This window comes from Schaalia sp. lx-100 (genome assembly GCF_021083625.1).
GTDB lineage: Bacteria > Actinomycetota > Actinomycetes > Actinomycetales > Actinomycetaceae > Pauljensenia.
This window is the reverse complement of the sequence record NZ_JAJNRP010000004.1, coordinates 199,407-219,448: the sequence shown is the minus strand read 5'-3', so window position 1 is coordinate 219,448 and position 20,042 is coordinate 199,407. Positions and strand designations below refer to the sequence as shown.

The 20,042-nt window shown below is 49.7% G+C and carries 17 protein-coding genes; 7 read left to right on the top strand and 10 right to left on the bottom strand.

Translation table 11 applies throughout. The annotated features are described in order from the left end of the window. Nucleotides 1–117: 117 nt before the first annotated feature. The gene (locus LRP54_RS05000) at nt 118–804 is read right to left on the bottom strand and encodes a metal-dependent transcriptional regulator (protein ID WP_231235223.1); all 687 of its coding nucleotides are present in this window, start codon (nt 802–804) and stop codon (nt 118–120) included. 224 nt (nt 805–1,028) lie between these two features. Between LRP54_RS05000 and serC the strand changes: the two genes are divergently transcribed. Then, the gene (gene serC / locus LRP54_RS04995) at nt 1,029–2,177 is read left to right on the top strand and encodes a phosphoserine transaminase (protein WP_231235222.1); all 1,149 of its coding nucleotides are present in this window, start codon (nt 1,029–1,031) and stop codon (nt 2,175–2,177) included. A gap of 384 nt (nt 2,178–2,561) precedes the next feature. Here serC and LRP54_RS04990 read toward each other — a convergent pair whose 3' ends face one another. From LRP54_RS04990 to LRP54_RS04980, 3 genes are all read right to left on the bottom strand, one after another. Then, nucleotides 2,562–4,013, bottom strand: coding sequence for an NCS2 family permease (locus LRP54_RS04990; RefSeq protein ID WP_231235221.1), 1,452 nt, complete (start codon nt 4,011–4,013; stop codon nt 2,562–2,564). 87 nt (nt 4,014–4,100) lie between these two features. Next, complete coding sequence (locus LRP54_RS04985) at nt 4,101–4,859, bottom strand: DUF3027 domain-containing protein (protein WP_231235220.1); 759 nt, start codon at nt 4,857–4,859, stop codon at nt 4,101–4,103. After that, nucleotides 4,852–5,229: a cold-shock protein gene (locus LRP54_RS04980; RefSeq protein ID WP_231204152.1), complete on the bottom strand. Its 378-nt coding sequence runs from the start codon at nt 5,227–5,229 to the stop codon at nt 4,852–4,854. Before LRP54_RS04980 ends, LRP54_RS04985 begins: the two co-directional genes overlap by 8 nt. A 392-nt stretch (nt 5,230–5,621) precedes the next feature. Between LRP54_RS04980 and LRP54_RS04975 the strand changes: the two genes are divergently transcribed. Further along, a complete protein-coding gene (locus tag LRP54_RS04975) occupies nt 5,622–6,215 on the top strand; it encodes an NYN domain-containing protein (RefSeq protein ID WP_231235219.1) in 594 nt (197 codons plus the stop codon). A gap of 105 nt (nt 6,216–6,320) precedes the next feature. Here LRP54_RS04975 and glpK read toward each other — a convergent pair whose 3' ends face one another. Both glpK and LRP54_RS04965 read right to left on the bottom strand, forming a co-directional pair. Beyond that, nucleotides 6,321–7,841 (bottom strand): glycerol kinase GlpK, encoded by a 1,521-nt coding sequence (gene glpK, locus LRP54_RS04970; protein ID WP_231204148.1) that lies wholly within the window; start codon nt 7,839–7,841, stop codon nt 6,321–6,323. Nucleotides 7,842–7,947: 106 nt separating this feature from the next. Next, entirely contained in the window at nt 7,948–8,706 is a 759-nt protein-coding gene (locus tag LRP54_RS04965) for an MIP/aquaporin family protein (RefSeq protein WP_231204146.1), read from the bottom strand. A 329-nt stretch (nt 8,707–9,035) separates the two neighbouring features. On the opposite strand from LRP54_RS04965, the gene LRP54_RS04960 reads away from it, so the two are divergent. The 5 genes from LRP54_RS04960 to LRP54_RS04940 all read left to right on the top strand — a co-directional run bounded on the left by LRP54_RS04960 (nt 9,036) and on the right by LRP54_RS04940 (nt 14,139). Beyond that, nucleotides 9,036–9,983 carry a sugar-binding transcriptional regulator gene (locus LRP54_RS04960; protein WP_231204583.1) on the top strand — a complete coding sequence of 316 codons (948 nt, stop codon included), beginning with the start codon at nt 9,036–9,038 and terminating at the stop codon, nt 9,981–9,983. 305 nt (nt 9,984–10,288) lie between these two features. Next, entirely contained in the window at nt 10,289–11,077 is a 789-nt protein-coding gene (locus LRP54_RS04955) for a (Fe-S)-binding protein (protein WP_231235218.1), read from the top strand. Nucleotide 11,078: 1 nt separating this feature from the next. Beyond that, nucleotides 11,079–12,611, top strand: coding sequence for a lactate utilization protein B (locus LRP54_RS04950; protein ID WP_231235217.1), 1,533 nt, complete (start codon nt 11,079–11,081; stop codon nt 12,609–12,611). Beyond that, nucleotides 12,608–13,270, top strand: coding sequence for a LutC/YkgG family protein (locus LRP54_RS04945; protein ID WP_231235216.1), 663 nt, complete (start codon nt 12,608–12,610; stop codon nt 13,268–13,270). Before LRP54_RS04950 ends, LRP54_RS04945 begins: the two co-directional genes overlap by 4 nt. A gap of 167 nt (nt 13,271–13,437) precedes the next feature. Continuing rightward, complete coding sequence (locus tag LRP54_RS04940; RefSeq protein ID WP_231235215.1) at nt 13,438–14,139, top strand: ATP-binding protein; 702 nt, start codon at nt 13,438–13,440, stop codon at nt 14,137–14,139. Here LRP54_RS04940 and LRP54_RS04935 read toward each other — a convergent pair. The 4 genes from LRP54_RS04935 to LRP54_RS04920 form a co-directional block, all read right to left on the bottom strand. Then, a complete protein-coding gene (locus tag LRP54_RS04935) occupies nt 14,133–14,873 on the bottom strand; it encodes a DNA alkylation repair protein (protein ID WP_231235214.1) in 741 nt (246 codons plus the stop codon). The genes LRP54_RS04940 and LRP54_RS04935 overlap by 7 nt on opposite strands. A gap of 181 nt (nt 14,874–15,054) precedes the next feature. Then, nucleotides 15,055–17,379 (bottom strand): 5-methyltetrahydropteroyltriglutamate--homocysteine S-methyltransferase, encoded by a 2,325-nt coding sequence (metE, locus tag LRP54_RS04930; RefSeq protein ID WP_231235213.1) that lies wholly within the window; start codon nt 17,377–17,379, stop codon nt 15,055–15,057. 94 nt (nt 17,380–17,473) lie between these two features. After that, complete coding sequence (locus LRP54_RS04925; protein ID WP_231235212.1) at nt 17,474–18,535, bottom strand: methylenetetrahydrofolate reductase; 1,062 nt, start codon at nt 18,533–18,535, stop codon at nt 17,474–17,476. Between the two features lie 447 nt (nt 18,536–18,982). Then, nucleotides 18,983–20,008: a zinc-binding dehydrogenase gene (locus LRP54_RS04920; RefSeq protein WP_442984608.1), complete on the bottom strand. Its 1,026-nt coding sequence runs from the start codon at nt 20,006–20,008 to the stop codon at nt 18,983–18,985. Nucleotides 20,009–20,042: the final 34 nt, after the last annotated feature.

The window sequence follows — 20,042 nt, the reverse complement described above, 5'->3', positions numbered from 1 at the left end:
TTTCCAGTAGTCCAACTTCGGTAACCCGGAAACAAGCCTGTTCAAATGAACTACTACACATAGTAGCGACAGCAGCAGTAAATGTCACATCTTTATAACGGTAATGTTACGTAACACTCACTCAACGGCAATAAACATATGTGGACTCAGGACCAATGGAATACACACCACCGCTTTTTCACCCAAAGTATCCGCATCTTCACAGTTACGGACCAGCACCTCATCAGCAGAAGCCGATTCAACTTCTACCCGGCTTCCTGGACGAATTCCCGCCGCGTCAAAAGCCTGAAGAATAGAACGCTCCGCCTGTATAGGCTCACCAATGCGTACAACTCGCCCACGTGTAGGTACCGATGCCCTCACAGCCAGTTCAACAGATAAACCTTCTGCCGGGTGCGACTCCCCATCAATCGGATTACCGTATGGGTCAGATGTCGGCGAGTTCAACAAAGTATGTAAACGCTGTTCCACGTGCTCTGACATGACATGCTCCCAACGACATGCCTCATCATGAACTTCGGTCCAATCTAAACCAATAAAGTCAGATAAAAGACGCTCCGCCAAACGATGTTTACGTAAAACGCTGACAGCACGAGCACGTCCCTGCTCCGTCAGTTCTAAACGCCTATCCCCTAACACATGCAACAAACCATCACGTTCCATTCGGGCAACAGTTTGCGACACGGTTGGCCCTGAATGGCCTAAGCGATCAACGATCCGCGCACGTAAAGGCGTAACACCATCTTCTTCCATTTCTAAAATGGTTTTCAGATACATTTCTGTAGTGTCAATGAGATCGGGCACGAGAAGGCTCCTTTTCGCTCATTTCAGCTGTATCAGGTTTATGCACAGAATAAAGCCCTTCGTCAGTTATCACATCTCCATTTTCTTAAAATACGTATTTTCATTGAAATATCAAGACTTTTCGTTATTTCATTTACGAAAAGCACAGTAAAGCCGCACACGGAAATCCGATCACTCCGTGTCACGCAATTCTTTCTCAGTCTCTGCGCGATACAGTCAGATACATGACTGTGACGCTTCCTGCCGATATTCTTCCATCCGATGGGCGCTTTGGGTGCGGCCCTTCACGTATTTTTCCACAGCATATTCAGGCCATTAATGATTCAGGTCTAATGGGGACTTCCCACCGTCAAGCCCCGGTGAAAAACCTCGTTGCTTCTGTGCGGGCAGGTATCCGTGAACTCTATGCGCTGCCTGATGGGTGGGAAGTTGTCCTTGGCAACGGTGGGGCAACCGCTTTTTGGGCTATCGCCACTACTTCCTTGGTTCAACAGCAAGCCTGCCACGGTGTTTTCGGTGAATTTGGGTCAAAATTTGCTGCTGAAACTCAGGCTGCCCCTCATCTGACCCCCTCCATTATTGTCGAGGCACCAGCAGGCCACGTTGCCTTACTCAGCGGACATGAGAAATCTGATTCCCCCGCGGGCCTCCACGCTGATTTTGTAGCACCTGATGTTTTCGCGCACCCACATCATGAAACATCAACAGGCGCTCTTTCACCAATACGTCGGATAGGTAATAACGAGCAGCTCCTCCTCGTTGATGCCACCTCGATTGCCGGAGGCATCAATGTTGATGTCACTCTCTGTGATGCCTACTATTTTGCCCCTCAAAAATGTTTTGCTTCGGACGGGGGCTTGTGGATTGCATTGCTGAGCCCCGCAGCGCAAAAGCGAGCGCATGAATTACATGCTGCTAGCGACCGTTGGATGCCTCAGTTTTTAGATTTATCGTTGGCTATCAATAATTCTGTCAAAGATCAGACACTCAATACCCCTGCTTTAGCTACGTTGATTATGTTGGATCAACAAATTCAATGGATGCTTGCAGAAGGCGGCCTCGAAGCAATGGAAAAACGCAGTCGTGCTGCTTCGCAGGTGTTATATAACTGGGCAGAAAATTCAGAAGGCCTTATTACCCCCTTTGTACAAAAGGAAGAATGGCGTTCCCCTGTCGTCGTAACCTTAGATTTTAACGATTCCCTGTCCGCAGGCCATATCGCGCGTATCCTGCGGGACAATGGTGTTGTTGATGTTGAGCCTTACCGCAGTCTGGGTCGAAATCAACTACGTATTGCGACTTTCCCTTCAACTTCTGTTGCTGATGTGGAAGCCTTAGTTGCCTGTATAACGTACATCATCGAAGGCATGTAGCTCCACTACTGCCCCAGCAATATTCATTTAGCACCTGATCGCAGGCAATAACACTGTGGGAAATACAGTGTTACTTGTGTTGTCAGTGCGGGCCAGGTCCTCGTTTTTTCATTCCCCACAAGGCTGCCACGACAGGCACCGTAAAAGAGGCCCACGCCCCTACGAGTAACGATCAGCGAGCACCGAAAGTTTCACCTATCCACCCGATAAAAGGCGACGATAAAGGAAGCACAAGTATGACTCACAGTGTCTTTCCTGAATGTTTTATCTCGCAATCAGGCAGTTCACCATGTCCAAGAAATAGCATGATTTTAGTCGCCAATATAAGAAGTATGCCCCTTGCGCCATTTGGTCACAAGGGGCATACATATAACGTTTAGTTCATCAGCCAAGCAGAGCGTGTTGGATAGGTCCAAGCACGAAGTAGAAGATGAACAACAGCGAAGCAACCCACATAAGCGGGTGGACTTTCTTTAAATGCCCTTGAGCAACCTGGATGACGCAGTAGGTAATGAAACCAATACCGATGCCAACCGTGATCGAGTAAGCGAAAGGCATGAAAGCAATCGTGAGGAACGCAGGGATTGCGATTTCAGGCTTTGTCCACTCAATATCAAGGACCTGAGTCATCATGAGGAATCCGACGAAAACCAGTGCAGTTGAGGCGGCCTCTGTAGGAACCAGTTCAACCAGTGGCGACAGGAAAGTAGACAGGAGGAATAAAACACCTGTGACAACCGAAGCCAGACCTGTACGCGCGCCTTCACCGACACCTGCTGATGACTCAATGTAAGAGGTGTTAGAGGACACGCCGCCGACACCGCCAAGGATTGCAGCAATAGAGTCAATGAACAGGATGTGCTTGGAACGCGGAGGATTACCTTCCTTATCAATCAAGTGTGCTTCAGAGCCGATAGCAACCATTGTGCCCATCGTGTCAAAGAAGTCAGCAAGCATGAGAGAGAAAATCAGCAGAACAACCGCGAGCGGGCCGATCTTTGTGAAAGCCCCAAACATGTCAACCTGCACAAGCGTTCCAAATTGAGGAACAGCAACAGGGGAACCCGTGATTTCAGGGATTGTTTGACCCCAACCAGTCGGGTTTTCCTCACTCTTTTGCCCTAAGTGCAAAAGTAGTTGTAAGACAATCGCTAATACTGTTGAGGACAGCATACCGATCAGGATTGCGCCCTTGACTTTGCGGATGTACAGAACAATTGTCAGCAGCAGGCCGATAACAAAGACGACTGCTGGCCAGCCAGCTAGCGACCCATTCACACCAAGCTGAACGGGTGTTCCGCCCGGACGAATAATGCCTGCATTGATGAGGCCGACGAATGCAATAAAGAGGCCGATACCTACAGAAATAGCAGTTTTAAGCTGCAATGGAACTGCGCGGAAAACTGCTTCACGGAAACCAGTTAACACAAGGAGGGTGATGAGGATACCTTCCCACACAATCAGACCCATAGCTTCCTGGTAGGTCAGACCTGAACCAAGAACAAGGGTGAAAGCGACCATTGCGTTCAGGCCCATGCCTGCCGCTAAAGCCATCGGGAAGTTTGCGACAACACCCATGAGGATAGTAACAATGCCGGCAACGAGAGCGGTGCCGGCAGCGATATCTTGCGTTCCAAAGGCTGAACCTTCTGGTAAAGCATTCGACAAGATCAGAGGATTAACGACCAATATGTACGCCATTGCAAAGAAAGTGACGAAACCGCCGCGGATTTCTTGTGCAATGGTGGAGCCACGTTCGGAGACGTGGAAAAACTTGTCAATTGAATTGACAGGCGCTTTGCTCTGGGATTGAGCGTTCTTTTGCTTAGTGCTCACGAAGAAAATCGTGCACGTTTTAGTTTTCTAATGCAAGGCACACATAGCTTTTTCTGAGACAATACCGTAAGTCGTGCTCAATATCACTTAGCTCAGCTTTTCAGTTTCCACGGAAAAATCGTTGATACGTGAGGGGCGAACTGTCCAATCTGAAGGAGTTTTCGGAGCATCCGTCTCAGAATGTGCGCCGCATGTATGGTCTAAACTCACTACGCGACCATCATCTTGCGACCATTCATTTGCGCAGACCCCGAAAACACTACGCATAGAACCGCTCATTTTCATCAAAAAACCGCATGTAGAGCACGTATCTTTCGGTAGCCTACCGCGCCGAGGACCCTGATCTGAACGGTACCAGCGTGAAGCTGCTTGACTGATTCCTTCAGCTGAAAGCACACGGACACGACCGTATCCCGGTTCGTTTGCGCCATAGACCTCTAAATTTTCGTCCGCGCTTTCGTAGTTTGGTTCAAGACGCTCATCATGGGCGTTGTAGGGAATTGTGTCCTCACGCCCATAGTCGCCCGGACGTAAACGCTGTTCCCACGGTATCCATTCGGGAGCTAAAAGAGCGCCTTCGGCTGGCAGCATGTCGATCTCGCATATTGTGACAGTGCGCGAACGTGGAGCACGTGCAACGCTTACCGCCCAGCACCAGCCACGATAACCGGGTTTCAGGGAGTGAAAGAAATGCGTTCCCAGGCGTTCAGCTTCCATGACGAAACCACAATGGTCGCCAAGGTGTTCCTCTGAAATGAACTCAGCTACAGCCTCACGTGCCACTGAAGTTGCTGAAGCTAAAACTTCATCGATGCGAATTTTTCGCACGCTCTTAGTCTTAGGCATCAAAATCCTCAGCTACTGCCCGTAAAACTTTCGCAATCTTTGGGGCATTGTCAGGATATTTTCCACGACGCAGTGCTCCTGAAGATGCGTCTAAAAGTTTAATGAGATCCTCAACAACAGGCACCATCACTTCTGGGCGTCGCCGCTGATTACGAGCAACAGAAGGCTGTTCTGCAAGGAGTCTCACTGACAAGGCCTGTGGGCCTTTACGACCGTCAGCAACGCCGTATTCCACGCGCGCGCCTTTACGAGGTGCCGACAAATCTACAGGGAGCGCAGAAGCATGGAGGAATACCTCAACACCATCATCACCATCAATGAAACCAAAACCGCGTTCTGTATCAAAAAATTTAATCCGGCCGGTGGGCATATGGCCCTCCTCTCATCGTCTCCCCGCAGGAGGGCTTCCCGCCGGGTCCTAGGTAAGAACCCAGGGTGTCTTTTCTGGTTGTTCACAGCCGCCATCAGAAAGGCCGCCTTGAAACTCCGTATTAATGATAGGTGCAGGGCACGCATTGAGCACAGCAAGTGCGCAATCACATATATCATTTCGCCACAGCATTCACGTAAAAAATAGTGTGTGGATCTATCTCAGCGTTTTATCACAGCAGGTCACAGGGAATATTACCTACCTCAGAGGGCATTACAGTAAACTATGCTGCATCGTACTGCGGTGTGCACTCAGGCCATCGTGTTATGAAAAATAAATAAAGATACGGCACATAAAACGTGTCGATATACGCGAGATAGGTTAAAAAAATAATGGACGCATGTGGGCAGCCTTCCCCCGAGGACAAGACTGAAAAAACATATCTGGTCATTGATGGCGAAAATATTGACACAACTTTAGGTCTATCCGTCCTTGAAAGACGACCAAATTCTGAAGAACGTCCCCGCTGGGATCGGGTCATTCAAGCGGCCAGCAACCTATGGGGACAGCCAGCTTCGGGACTATTTTTTCTGAATGGATCTTCTGGTTTCTTACCGATGGGGTTTGTTCAAGCTCTTACCGCAATGAATTATCGAGCTATTCCCCTATCTGGGCCTGAAGAAATCAAAGTAGTTGATGTAGGTATTCAACGTACCCTTGAAGCAATTGGGCAACTTGAATCAGGTTCTGTGATTTTAGCCAGTCATGATGGGGATTTCGTTCCTCAATTGGAGGAACTTTTACATTCGGGCCGCAGGGTCGCGGTCATGGGCTTCAAAGAATTTATTTCAAGTCACCTGCAAGATTTACAGGAGGAGGGTTTAGAGATCCTTGACTTGGAATACGACGTAGAGGCCTTCCAAGTGCATTTACCGCGCTTGAAGATCATTGATGTGGATGATTTTGATCCTTTTGACTTCCTGTAGTGAGTAGGTATAGGTGTGCCCTGCCGTTTGTTTACGGCAGGGTACACCTGTCATTGGATGCGGCGGTGGATTATTTTAGCGCCGCATCCAATGGTTTTTTCCGTGTTATTTCACGTCTTCGTCAACCCAGTCGAATGTGCGTGTCACTGCTTTCTTCCACAGGCGGTACAAGCGTGCGCGTTCGTCCTGTGCCATTGCAGGTTTCCAACGTTTGTCTTCAGCCCAGTTGTCGATCACATCTTGTTCACCTGACCAGAAGCCCACAGCAATACCTGCCGCATATGCTGCGCCCAAAGCTGTTGTTTCAGCAACAACTGGACGAACAACATCGACACCAAGCTGATCGGCTTGGAACTGCATCAATGTTTCATTTGCAGTCATACCGCCATCAACTTTCAGGGCAGCGAGTTTCACACCTGAATCAGCTTCCATTGCGTCAAGGACTTCACGTGTCTGGTAAGCAGTTGCTTCCAAGACTGCGCGTGCAATATGTCCACGGTTCACGTAGCGTGTCAGGCCAACGATGGCACCGCGCGCATCAGAACGCCAGTAGGGGGCGAATAAGCCCGAGAACGCGGGAACAACATATGCTCCACCGTTGTCTTCCACAGAGGTTGCGAGTTCTTCGATTTCCGGTGCGCTTTCGAACATCTTCAAGTTGTCACGTAGCCACTGGACCAATGAGCCAGTTACAGCAATCGAACCTTCAAGAGCATAAACAGTGTCAGCTTCACCGATCTTGTAGCAAACCGTGGTCAGCAGGCCGTTCTTGGAAGGAACGATTTCTTTACCGGTGTTCATAATCATGAAGCAGCCCGTGCCGTACGTATTCTTTGCCATACCTACGTCGAAACATGCTTGGCCGAAAGTTGCAGCTTGCTGGTCACCGAGGATACCTGAGATTGGCACACCTGCGAGGAGTCCTTGTGGTCGTCCCACACCGTATGTTTCTGCGGATGATTTAATTTCTGGCAGCATTGAGGGCGGAATGGTCATATCTGCCACGATCTTTTGATCCCAGTCGAGGGTCTTCAGATCCATCATGAGGGTACGTGACGCGTTGGTGACATCTGTTACGTGAATACCGCCGCTTACACCGCCTGTCAGGTTCCAGACAACCCACGTATCCATTGTGCCCATCAGCAGGTCGCCACGTTCTGCCCGTTCGCGTGCACCTTCAACATTGTCAAGGATCCATTTGACCTTAGGGCCAGAAAAGTACGTAGCCAAGGGCAGGCCAACGATATCTTTGTATTTGTCAGGGCCGTCTGCGCCACCAAGCTCATCGACGATTTCCTGTGTACGAGTGTCCTGCCACACGATTGCGTTGTAGACAGGTTCACCAGTATTTTTGTCCCATACAACCGCTGTTTCACGTTGGTTAGTGATACCGACTGCGGCAATTTCTTCTTTATTTGTTTCGCCTTTTGCGAGTGCTTGAGCGACTACTTCACGAACATTTGTCCATACTTCCGCTGGGTCGTGTTCAACCCAGCCAGCACGAGGGAAAATTTGTTCGTGTTCTTTCTGGCCTACTGCAACGATACGTCCAGAGTGATCGAATAAGATCGCGCGGGACGATGTTGTGCCCTGGTCAATTGCGAGTACGTACTTTTTTTCAGACATTGAGTTACCTTTCTCGTTTCCACGTCATCGTGATACTGAGGGATTGATGAGGCTCACTTACATATCCGTATAGGGTATGCGCAAGTGAGCCTCACCCTGCGAAATATTATGAGGCCAAGCCAAGAATTCCGAGGCCGTATACGAAAACCGTTGCGATGACTGCACCGATAATCGGACCAACCACAGGAACCCATGAGTATCCCCAGTCTGAGCCACCTTTGCCTTTAATCGGCAGGATTGCGTGAGCGATACGTGGGCCAAGGTCACGCGCAGGGTTGATTGCGTAACCAGTGGGGCCACCAAGGGAAATACCGATGCCGACAATGATGACGGCAACACCAAGCGCACCTAAACCGTTTGCGTTCTGTGTGACTCCTGAGACAAAGACCCAGATAATAAGGACTGCTGTACCGATGGCTTCAGTAAAGACGTTCCAACCGTAGGAACGAATCTCTGGACCTGTGGAAAATACAGCGAGTTTAAGTGCCGAGTCGCAGTTCTCATCAAAGTGCTTCTTGTAGGTCAACCATACGAGGACTGCACCAGCAAAAGCACCAAGGAATTGTGCGAGGATGTACACAGCAACATTGGCAGCGGTCACTGGGACGTCACCACCAAGTGTCACCGTGTGATCAAACATGTAGGCGACAACTTTAGCGATTGTTACCGCAGGATTGAGGTGGCCGCCAGTGGAGTATGCGACATACACACCGGCAAAGACAGCGAAACCCCACCCAAAGTTGATGAGGAGCCATCCTCCACCGTTTCCTTTGCTCTTAGGAAGGAGATGGTTTGCGACGACGCCACCACCAAGGAGCAACAGCACCGCAGTTCCAAGGAACTCCGACAAGAAAATTGACAGCATTGTGTTCTACCTTTCTCCAATGCTTCATTGCACTGGTCACCAAGAAGCGAGGAGCTTCTTGTGTCAGCCTTAAGTGCTAACAATCATTCATTTCCAATAACCGTCCACGATCATGGGAAGTGAATAATGTGAACGCTTACAGTATCGCAATTTGTGAAAGAATTCGATGCCATTTGCACAACTGTTCACGACAGAGAAAGTATAACGCTCATATGTGACCCAGTGCTCATAGTGAAGAAACGAACGTTTTCCCAACGCATAAGCACACACGTGCATGACACAATGTGACTGTGAGCACCAGAGACGAACAGGCACACGAAGCCGCCTCCATGTACTACCTCCAAGGGCAAACGATGGAAACCATCGCGCGCCACTTAGGAATTTCACGCTCCTCCGTTTCACGCCTCCTCTCACATGCGCGCGACACCGGACTCGTCCGCATCTCTGTTCCCCCATCCCCCAGTATTCGTGGAACTCTCGCAGGACAAATCAGCAACCTATTCGCAGTCAACACCTCGGTTGTCCCCGTCCATGACGTTCACACAGAAATCAACCGCCTACACAATGTGGCCCTTGTCGCAGCCGAACGACTCATCGACCTCATGGAACCGGGAGCCACACTTGGAATAGCATGGGGAAATACAACTTCCGAAATCACTCGATGCCTACCGCACGTCCATTTCCCAGGCTCCACAGTTGTACAGCTCAACGGTGCGGCAACCGCCACAGAAAGCGGAGTCCCCTACGCTGATGCCATCATTTCGCGCGCAGCCACCTCACTCGGGGCACGGATGGTGCACTTCCCCGTCCCCGCTTTCTTTGACTACGCCTCAACAAAAGAAGCCATGTGGCGAGAACGCGCCATCACCTCGGTCCTCAAAACCATTGACCAATGTACCGTCGCTCTTTTCGGCGTTGGTTCAATGTCTGCCAGACTCCCCTCGCACGTGTACGCAGGTGGCTTCCTTGAACCCGAAGAAATAGCGGCTGCACAAGCCGATGGACTTGTCGGAGATGTCTGCACCGTACTCTTACGCGAAGACGGCTCCACAGACCACGAACTAAATCAACGCGCCTCAGGACCGACACCTGATACTTTGAAAAAAATCCCTAAACGCCTCTGCGCAGTTGCTGGAGCATCAAAAGCATTACCGCTACTTGCCGCTTTACGTTCAGGAGTAGTCACCGACCTTGTTCTCGACGACGGTGCAGCACGCGAACTCCTTGACCTTGTCCGATATAAAACACAAAAGCACAACCGCCGATCAGTGCTGTAACACCTCCGTATTTTCTTTTACAGAGGCAGTAGGAGCGTTACCTGCCCCTCCGTATCAAACGCCCTACCCGCAGATTCTCGAATTTTCACACAACGAGGACGAGCGCACGTCAAAACAGATTACAAAACTCACCTTTTATTAAAAACATCCGTGATACTTATTTCACGAGTCACTGCGCAGGCATGCGCGATAAAAACATTGATTTTCCAACCAAAAAATATGCGCACACAAATGTAAAAAATAACGCGCTATTTTGAAGCTATCCCCGCCACAAGACGGGAGTTGACTGGCTCAAAGGAAAAAATATGCGAATCGCATTATTTGCTACGTGCATTGGGGACACCATGTTCCCACAAGCACCACAGGCCACTACTCACCTACTTGAACGACTTGGCCACGAAGTAGTTTTCCCAATATCGCAAGCATGCTGCGGGCAAATGCACATCAACACAGGATATTTCCCTGAATCTGTCCCCCTCATCAAAAATCACATCAAAACTTTCGCCCCCGTACTTGACGGCGAATGGGATGCAATCGTGGTTCCCTCAGGATCATGTACAGGATCCCTACGTCACCAGCAAGAAATGGTCGCAAAAAACCAAGGAATGCCCGGCATGGCACGAATGGCAGCACGTATCGCTGAACATACGTACGACCTCTCCGAATTTCTTGTTGACGTCCTTGGAATAACTGATGTCAACGCTTACTTCCCTCACCGCGTGACATACCATTCCACATGCCATTCCCTACGCATCACACGTGTAGGCGACCGCCCTCTACAACTCCTACGCGCAGTTGAAGCAATTGACCTCGTTGAACTTCCTGAAGCCGAAAGCTGCTGCGGTTTTGGCGGAACTTTCTCGATGAAAAATTCCCAAACATCAACCGCCATGCTCACCGATAAAATGAGCAACGTCATTTCAACCCGCGCAGAAATCCTTACCGCAGGCGACTACTCCTGCCTCATGCATATTGCGGGCGGCCTTTCACGCGCCCGTGCCGGCATACGCGCTATGCACCTAGCAGAAATCCTTGCAGGCACCCGTGAAGAACCTTGGGAAGCCCCTGCGACAACAACGAAGTTGGGAATCTGACATGACACGCACATCAAATGACAACCACACCTTGCAGGAACGTCCCTCAGGAAATTGGGCACCCTCAGTACCCGCACCGGATGACCCGCTGAAATGGGGAGAACCCTTCCCTCAAGCAGCGCAACGTACCCTCCGGAACACGCAGATGCGACGCAACCTCGGACATGCGACACGCACAATCCGTAATAAGCGAGCCATCAGAGTTTCCGAAATGCCCGATTGGGAACAGCTTCGCGTAGCAGGTTCAACCATTAAAAACTATGCAATGACGCACCTGCCTGAACTTCTCGAAGAAATGGAAAGGAACGTCACCGCGCGTGGAGGCATTGTCCACTGGGCAAAAGATGCCGAAGAAGCCCGCTGCATTGCCTACGAAATTGCTGCCTCACACGGGGCTGACGAGGTTGTTAAAGTCAAGTCAATGGTTACCCAAGAAATTGGGCTGAACGAATACTTTGAAAAACGCGGTATCCACGCGTGGGAAACAGACCTCGCTGAAATGATTGTCCAACTCTCAGACGATATGCCCAGTCACATCGTTGTTCCCGCAATCCATCGCAACCGCTCTGAAGTACGAGCAATTTTTGCTGACCGTATGGAAAATGCGCCAGAAAACCTCTCTGATGATCCTGCAGAACTGACCGCAGCAGCACGCGCACACCTACGCCGCAAATTTTTGCAAGCAAAAGTTGCAATATCAGGCGCCAATATGATGATCGCAGATTCTGGGACACTCGTTGTTTATGAATCTGAAGGAAATGGACGTATGTGTCTGACACTGCCAGATACACTCATTTCCATTGTTGGTATTGAAAAAATCGTTCCCACATACCGTGACTTTGAAGTGATTGGGCAACTCCTGCCGCGCTCTGCCACCGGTGAACGTATGAACCCCTACACAACATTGTGGACCGGTGTCACACCGGGTGATGGGCCTCAAGAATTCCACCTGATTTTGCTGGATAACGGTCGTTCAAAAGTACTCGCTGACCCTGTTGGACGCCAAGCCTTGCATTGTATTCGCTGCGGTTCCTGCATGAATGTATGCCCCGTGTATGAGCATGTAGGTGGGCACGCCTACCAGAGCGTCTATCCTGGGCCAATCGGCGCAATTTTAACCCCGCAGTTACGTGGCGCTTTCACACATCATGATCCTGCTTCCACGTTACCTTTCGCCTCATCATTATGTAACGCTTGCTTTGATGCATGTCCGATGCGTATTAATATCCCCGAAGTCCTCGTGGAACTACGTCATCGCGCTATTGAAGCTAACCGTGGTGGCATACCAACTGCGTGGGATATCGCAATGAAAGCAGCATCAGTCCCCATGTCGAATGGCCGGATTTTAGGTAGCGCAGGAGCGATACTTCCTATAGCACGCGCAGCCGCAGGGAAAGGCCAACGTTTCGTTCATTTACCGTGGCCTGCAACGGCTTGGTCTGATACACGTGACATTCCTGCGCCGCCAAAACAAACCTTCCGTTCGTGGTTCAGTGAACATAGTGCAGCTTCTGATAAGGGAGGCCAAAAATGACTGATAAAGCAACATTTTTAGCAACAATTCGTCAGGCTTTGGCTGCATCCACAGATGCTGCTCCAGCAGATACAATTATCCGCGATTACCGTGTAGAAACCGATGAAAAACCTGGTTCACCTGCGGTGATTGCTGAATTTGTCGAAGCTTTAGAAGATTACGACGTTCAAGTACTACAAGTAGAATCCAAACAGGTACCCGAAGCAATTGCTCAGTTCTTGACTGATACGCACTCACACAGCGTAGTTGTTCCCGAGGGTTTGGATCCTGAGTGGGCGAAAGCTGCTGCGCGTAATGGACGCGCGCTCTGCACTGATAGTGCTGAAAACCCCGTCAACAAAATGGATCTGGCACATATTGATGCAGTTGTTACCGCTTCACGGACCGCTGTTTCATTGTCAGGTTCCATTGTTTTAGATTCACAACCCGATCAGGGGCGACGCATTATCACTTTGCTTCCTGACGTACATGTATGCGTTGTACGCTGCAGCGACGTGCAACCCACTGTAGCTCAGGCTGTCAGTATTTTAAGTAAGCATCCTGAACGTCCTACCACATGGATTGCAGGCGGTTCAGCGACCTCTGATATTGAATTGGTTCGTGTCAATGGGGTCCACGGTCCTCGTACACTGCGAGTCGTCCTTGTGACAGATTGCTAACTTTTGTTCCTGTGTGTGGGCGTGTACATGATGTATGCGCCCACACATTTATCTTTATATGCATGTGTTCCGCTCATTTTCGTTACCTTCACCCTCGTATAGGCTTTCGTTTCACAGCCTCCCCTTCAAAAGCCCCTGAACATACTCCACAGCGGCACACACAAACAGTGACGAACTCTGCTGCCGATCCACAGGCACCCATACATAGCTCATACGATACGCATATGGTTGATACTCCACCTGCTCACAGTAATGATTCTGAGCGTCAGCACTCACTTCGGGCGAAAGTTATCATCCTTACTGGTCCTTCAGGATCTGGGAAAACATCTATAGCCGCGCGTACCGGCATCCGCTGTCTTTCTTTGGACCATTTTTACAAAAATGATACAGACCCGAATATGCCGCGAATACGTTCAGGACTCATCGACTGGGATAACATTGCTTCGTGGCATAAAGAACAGGCTTTAGCAGCCCTCATACACATATGTCACAACGGATACGCGCAGATCCCTACATATGATATTGCGTTGAATCAACGAATTGGCACATATGAGTGGTCATTATTGCCTGAAGAAAAAGTTTTCATCGCGGAAGGCATTTTTGCTTCCCACTTGGTGCAAGCCCTACGCAATGCAAACGTATTAGCAGATGCTGTATGTATTTCGCGTTCCCCCATACGGAACATGTGGTTTCGTTTCCTACGTGACCTGCGTGAAGGCAGGAAAGCTCCGCATATTTTATTTTTCAGAGGGATCCGTTTGGCTTTTGAGGAGCCGTCAAAGATTCGCCACTGGGTTGCTCGCGGGTGTCGGCCTCTTTCAAGCCTGACACAAGCTGAGAAAGTACTCATCAGCCTACGCGATCAGTGATTGCGCGTTTTCATCCTCAAACGTAGTTCTTTAAGCCATATGCGATCTTCATTGGATGTTTTACGGCTTTCAAGAATTTTACGGAGGGTGTATTTTTTCAATACGATTCGCTCATTTGGTCCTTCAAGGAAAGAACGAATATGCAGCGGTTCCTTTTCAAAGACTGTGGCTAAGTACCATGCGCAGGCCATTGTCACATAGTAGTTGCCATCGCGTTGGGTGCCGACGCGGAAAAAATCGCTCGATAAATGAATAATCCGGCTCATGTCTTCATCTACGAAGAAACCTTTTTGCGCGGCAAGCAATAAAATAACAACACCGACCCGTACAGAATAATAGTCGCCGCTTGCAAGCCAACGGTACGCATATGCGCGCACGCTCTCTGGACGCTCATATACAACACGCGGATTTACCGCGTCAGCTACCATCCAGTTATCAACATATGGCAAGAATTCTTCCATTTTCTGTTCCCATATATCAGCATCTGTTATTTCGTTAAGCAGCATCATATGGACCAGATCTGCTTCAACAACAGGATGCGGTAAAGCTGCAAGAAACACCTGATCGCTGTAATCTTTTTGCAGATTTCGCACGGTTTTTCGCAAGTTACTCATAGATACTCCCATAAAGCGTTCAGGAGCAATTGTGGGAACAAGTTTCGCATTGAAACGTGCGCGTTCATCATGCGCGTAAGCGCTAAGTGCCGCAAGGAAAGTTTCATGAATCGAAGTCACACACACCATATTCTCATCCTCACGTGCTTTGGACTATACCTTAGGAGCCTCCGTCGCTTCATTTCCTTGAAATATTCAGCATAAAAGTAAGGTGCGAACCCACATGAGATGGATCCACACCTTGCTCTATTCGTCATTTGGGCAGCGGTAGGCAGTATCACCTACGACCCACGCCAGAACCTTACGAGTTCGCTAAAGATTCACGTACTGCTTTCCCAGCTTCCACCATATGAGTCAGCGAAGCAATGACCTGTTCGTAATTACGAGTCTTTAAGCCACAGTCAGGATTAACCCATACGCGCTCAGCTGGAACTGCTTGTACCGCTTCTCGCAGTAGTTCTGTGAGTTCTTCAACGGTGGGCACACGCGGAGAGTGGATATCGTAAATACCTGGGCCTATTTGCCGTTCAAAACCGGTTGCTTCCACTGCGGGCAGAACTTCCATATGTGAACGTGCAGCTTCCAAAGAGGTGACATCCGCATCCAAAGCGTCAATTGCATCAATTACTTCACCAAACTCGGAATAGCACAGGTGCGTATGAATCTGCGTGTCTGGTCGTACTCCGCTGGTTGCCAAGCGGAACGAGTTCACGGACCAACGCAAGTATTCTTCTTGTTCTGCGTGACGTAAAGGTAAAAGTTCACGCAAAGCTGGCTCATCCACTTGGATAATAGCAATCCCTGCTTCCTCAAGATCACGCACTTCATCACGCAAAGCAAAGGCAACTTGATCCGCTACGTGAGCAATCGGAAGATCTTCACGTACAAACGACCAGGCAAGAATTGTTACCGGTCCCGTGAGCATACCTTTTACTGGACGGTCAGTCAGTGACTGCGCAAAAGTGCTCCACTGGACTGTCATGGGGGCGCTTCGTGTCACATCGCCCCACAAAATTGACGGCCTCGTGCAGCGTGACCCGTAAGACTGGACCCAACCATTACGTGTGACGTCGAAACCGTCAAGTAGTTCCGCGAAATACTGAACCATGTCATTGCGTTCAGGTTCGCCGTGAACCAGCACATCAATATCCAGTTCTTCTTGCAAACGGATCACGCGAGTCACTTCGTCACGCATGGCCTTCTGGTAGGCGGCATCATCAAGTTCGTGACGCGCGTGAGCGGCACGCGCCTGACGAATTTCCACGGTTTGCGGGAAAGAACCAATGGTTGTCGAGGGCAGGAGCCTCAAATTTAAGCGTTTTTCTTGCGCTTCACGACGCACGTCGTAGGCACCGCGGTCACGATCTTTTTCGTTCAAAGATTCTACGCGAGCACGCACATCGACTTTATGCACTCCTGGGGCGCTGGCTCGTGTGTGCTGGGCTTGATCGGCAATGTCAAGATCCTCAGCAATTGCCTGTGGCCCTTCGTGTAGTCCTTGAGCAAGGGCCACAACTTCACGTACTTTTTCTTCCGCAAATGCCAACCACAAATGTAAATGGTGATCCAAAGTCGCGTCTTCCCATTTTTCAACAGATGTCGTGTAAGGCACGTGTTGCAAGGAAGTTGATGTTGACACTGACAAAGCCACACCTGCGGGAAGTTCATCGCGCAGCGTGCGAACGGACTCTAAGGTGGCGCGCAGATCAGATCGCCAAATATTGCGACCATTAATTACGCCAGCAACCAGTGTTTTTCCTGCAAAATCAGCGAAAGACGGATATTGTCCTGCAACTGCATCCACATGAATGGCTTCCACTGGGGTATGCGCTAGGGCTTCGACAGCTAGACGAGCTTCACCGTAAGGCGTGGTCACCACAATATGTGGGCGAGTTGCAACGGCCCCTAAACGATCGTAAGTATGACGTACGAAGTCGCAGGCTTGCTCAACGCTCACACCTAAGTTATCGCTGGTCAACGCTGGTTCATCAAATTGAACCCACGGGACACCTGCTTCAGCTAAATCAGCAAGTAAAGCCTCATAAGCATTCACGACATCATCGAGGCGTGACACCGGTTGGAAATCTTGGGGAGCGTCAGCAGCAGGTTTTGACAGCAGCAGGTATGTCAAAGGCCCAACGATTGTGGGTCGCACAATGAAACCTGCTTCCTTTGCTTCAAGGAAGCGTTGTACTGGCCAGTTTGACGCATAGGAGATGGGCGTATCTGGAGCGATTTCAGGGACAAGATAGTGGTAGTTCGTGTTGAACCACTTTGTCATTTCGAGTGGGGCAACCGCGCCTTCACCACGTGCTAGGAGGAAATATTGTTCAAGCTCCGTGTTTTTTTGCTGTGCACGGAATCGTTGAGGGAAAGCTCCCAAAAGGAAAGTTGCGTCGAGGACTTGGTCATAGTAAGAGAAAGAAGCAGGTATTGCGCTGTCTTCTGTAAGTCCTAGTTCTTTGAGACGTTGATACGTGTCGATACGTAAATTCGTAGCGATTGTTTCTAATTCATCACTGTTTATACGACCGGCCCAGAAAGACTCAACTGCTCGTTTTAATTCGCGGTTGGCACCGATTCGCGGGTAACCAACAATTGTTGAGGCGGGGAATGTCGTGCTCATTTTTCTTATTTCTTTCTTGTGAGTAAGGGACAGTTTTTACGTATGAGTAAAGGACGGTCGGTTCAGGGTAGATATTACAGGGAGGACTCCTCGGCTAATAAGTCGCCGCAGCGGGAGTGTCGTTTGTGCTATGCGGAGTCCAGTCGCAGCGGCGCGGTTGTAGGTTCGGTGACACAGTTTCACCGATGAGGTGCGAATGTTGCAAAATTGCGAGTGTCGGTTCGGCTTGGTTATAGGTGTACAGGTGTACGCCGGGAGCACCAGAAGCAAGTATGTCACGTATCAGGGTTGCGGCGGCTTCCACACCGATGTGGAAACAATCAGCTTTATTTGCCTCCTCTAAACGACGCAGCAGTTTCGCATCTGCTTTTACTCCTGTGAGTTCTTCTACACGTCGTAAGCGTTGCGGGTGTGTGGGAGGCAAAATGCCGGCAAGGATCGGAATGGTAACTCCGGCAGCGCGCGCTTCGTTTACAAAGTCAATGTAAATATCAGAGTGATAGAAAAGCTGCGTAATCGCAAAGGAAGCGCCTGCCGCTTGTTTTAAGAGAAGTCGTTCCACTTCCTGTGTGGGTGTAGTTCCTGCTGCAGGATTTCCTGCGGGGAATGTGGCAACTGCAATGATGAGGGGATGGATTACGCCTCGCAGGACGTTACTTGCAGAATATTGGCAGCGATAGTATTCGCGTTGTTTCAGTAGCGTGATGAGTTCAAGGGAAGACGTGAGTTCATCTGCCATGCGCACACCGTTACGGGGAGGGTCACCGCGTAACGCCAAGAAAGCACGAACTCCGTTGGCAAGGTAGTTGTCGATTACGGCTGTTGTTTCTGCACGCGAAGCACCTACACATGTTAGGTGAGCAAGTGAACGTTGAGGAGCAGTGCGCACAAGCCGAGTGATTACTTCTTGTGCACTGCCACGGTTGTGTCCGCCAGCGCCGTAAGTCACTGAAATAAAATCCGGGAGGGTTTCTTCTAATGCTGCCACTGTGTTCCAAAATTGTGGAATCGTATTTTCAGATCGCGGTGGCATCAGTTCAAATGAGATTGTCGGAGCAGCGGCAAAGCAAGGGCTTTCACGTGTTTCACTTTGTAAATGCTCATTTTTCAGATCACGGATAGCGTTATGCTCGTCTGTGACGTTCAGCGATGGCATGGTTTTCTCCGGAGTACCTAGTAGAAGCTCAGTGGGTACGGGACAGAGCCGAAAGAATTTGTTGGGTCTGTTCGAGTTACTTTGAGCTACACATTCGCATTCGCAGATATACGCGCCCTGCGGTGGGTGCGGAGTTATCTGCGGCAAAGAACATGGTTACTACCATGACTTAGTAGTGGGGAAAGTATGAAATCGTCTCACTCAGTGAATACATGTAAAGAGATCATTAGTAGCGATTATGCCAACCTCAATTCATTATATAAAGTTTTTAATTAGAAAGATCTACAGTAATTAAACAATAAAACGCTGTAGCATTACGCTCGGACACCCGCATGTGAGAATCTCAATGCGCAGATAATTTCATAGTGCAGAAAAATAACGTGTGACCTGCTATAGCAGGTCACACGTTGAGGACGCGCTCAAAATTTTCAGAGGCCCCGCCCCTGCTTACACTTCAAGTAACACTTTGATTTCTCGGCGTTCATCCATTGCTTTATAGCCTGCAGGGGCCTCATCAATAGGAATACGCTTTGTAAAAACACGTCCTGGTCGAATTTCCCTGCGCTGAATACGTGCAATAAGATCCGGTAAAAAACGACGAACAGGTGCCGGCCCACCTAAAAGATGCACTTGAGAAAGGAACAAGTCCCATCCATTAATCATTTGATCGTGAGACACTCCAACAAATCCGACATATCCGCCCGGACGACAAGAGGCAAGTGCCTGTTCCATTGATTCTTGCGTCCCAACTGCTTCACATACCCCGTGAGCACCTAAACCATGTGTCAGTTCTTTTACTTTCTGCGCACCCTCAGCGCCACGTTCAGCAATGACAACATCCGCACCAAATTCACGAGCAAGGGCAGCCCGGTCCTCATGACGAGAAAATACGATAACTTTTTCGCTCCCTAGGGTTTTTGCTGCTAAAACAGCGCATAATCCCACCGCTCCGTCACCGACTACTGCGATTGTTTTTCCCGGACCGGCTTGTGCAGCTACGGCTGAAAACCATCCTGTGCCCAGCACGTCAGAAGCCGCAAGATAGTCAGCTAAAAGTTCTGGATCCTCCGGTTTTCCACCGGGGATAACAACAAGAGTGCCATCTGCTTCTTCGATGCGCATGTACTCGGCTTGACTTCCTGTGTAGGATCCAGCGTGAGCGCAACGCGAGGGGTATCCAGCTACACAGATTTCACATGTGCCGTCAGAAACCATAAAGGAACCGACAACAAAATCACCTACTGCTAGGCTTTTCACGCCTTCACCTATTTCAACGACCGTACCAACGTATTCATGTCCCATAGGTCGGTTATGCACCGGAGTTTCATCAAGGTCACGATAGGGCCACAGGTCAGAACCACAGATGCAGGCAGCAGCAAGGCGTATAACTGCGTCACCTGCTTTTACTACGCGCGGCACAGGGACTTTTTCAACAACAACGTCACCTGGCGCACGCATTATTACGGCTTTCATTTCCTCTGGAATGGTAACGGATTCTTTTGAACAT

Excerpts from the sequence above, each read along its gene's own strand:
- serC (WP_231235222.1), top strand. The coding sequence starts at position 1,029 with ATGACTGTGACGCTTCCTGCCGATATTCTTCCATCCGATGGGCGCTTT.
- LRP54_RS04985 (WP_231235220.1), bottom strand. The coding sequence starts at position 4,859 with ATGCCTAAGACTAAGAGCGTGCGAAAAATTCGCATCGATGAAGTTTTA.
- LRP54_RS04980 (WP_231204152.1), bottom strand. The coding sequence starts at position 5,229 with ATGCCCACCGGCCGGATTAAATTTTTTGATACAGAACGCGGTTTTGGT.
- LRP54_RS04975 (WP_231235219.1), top strand. The coding sequence starts at position 5,622 with ATGGACGCATGTGGGCAGCCTTCCCCCGAGGACAAGACTGAAAAAACA.
- glpK (WP_231204148.1), bottom strand. The coding sequence starts at position 7,841 with ATGTCTGAAAAAAAGTACGTACTCGCAATTGACCAGGGCACAACATCG.
- LRP54_RS04965 (WP_231204146.1), bottom strand. The coding sequence starts at position 8,706 with ATGCTGTCAATTTTCTTGTCGGAGTTCCTTGGAACTGCGGTGCTGTTG.
- LRP54_RS04960 (WP_231204583.1), top strand. The coding sequence starts at position 9,036 with ATGTACTACCTCCAAGGGCAAACGATGGAAACCATCGCGCGCCACTTA.
- LRP54_RS04955 (WP_231235218.1), top strand. The coding sequence starts at position 10,289 with ATGCGAATCGCATTATTTGCTACGTGCATTGGGGACACCATGTTCCCA.
- LRP54_RS04950 (WP_231235217.1), top strand. The coding sequence starts at position 11,079 with ATGACACGCACATCAAATGACAACCACACCTTGCAGGAACGTCCCTCA.
- LRP54_RS04945 (WP_231235216.1), top strand. The coding sequence starts at position 12,608 with ATGACTGATAAAGCAACATTTTTAGCAACAATTCGTCAGGCTTTGGCT.
- metE (WP_231235213.1), bottom strand. The coding sequence starts at position 17,379 with ATGAGCACGACATTCCCCGCCTCAACAATTGTTGGTTACCCGCGAATC.
- LRP54_RS04925 (WP_231235212.1), bottom strand. The coding sequence starts at position 18,535 with ATGCCATCGCTGAACGTCACAGACGAGCATAACGCTATCCGTGATCTG.
- LRP54_RS04920 (WP_442984608.1), bottom strand. The coding sequence starts at position 20,008 with ATGAAAGCCGTAATAATGCGTGCGCCAGGTGACGTTGTTGTTGAAAAA.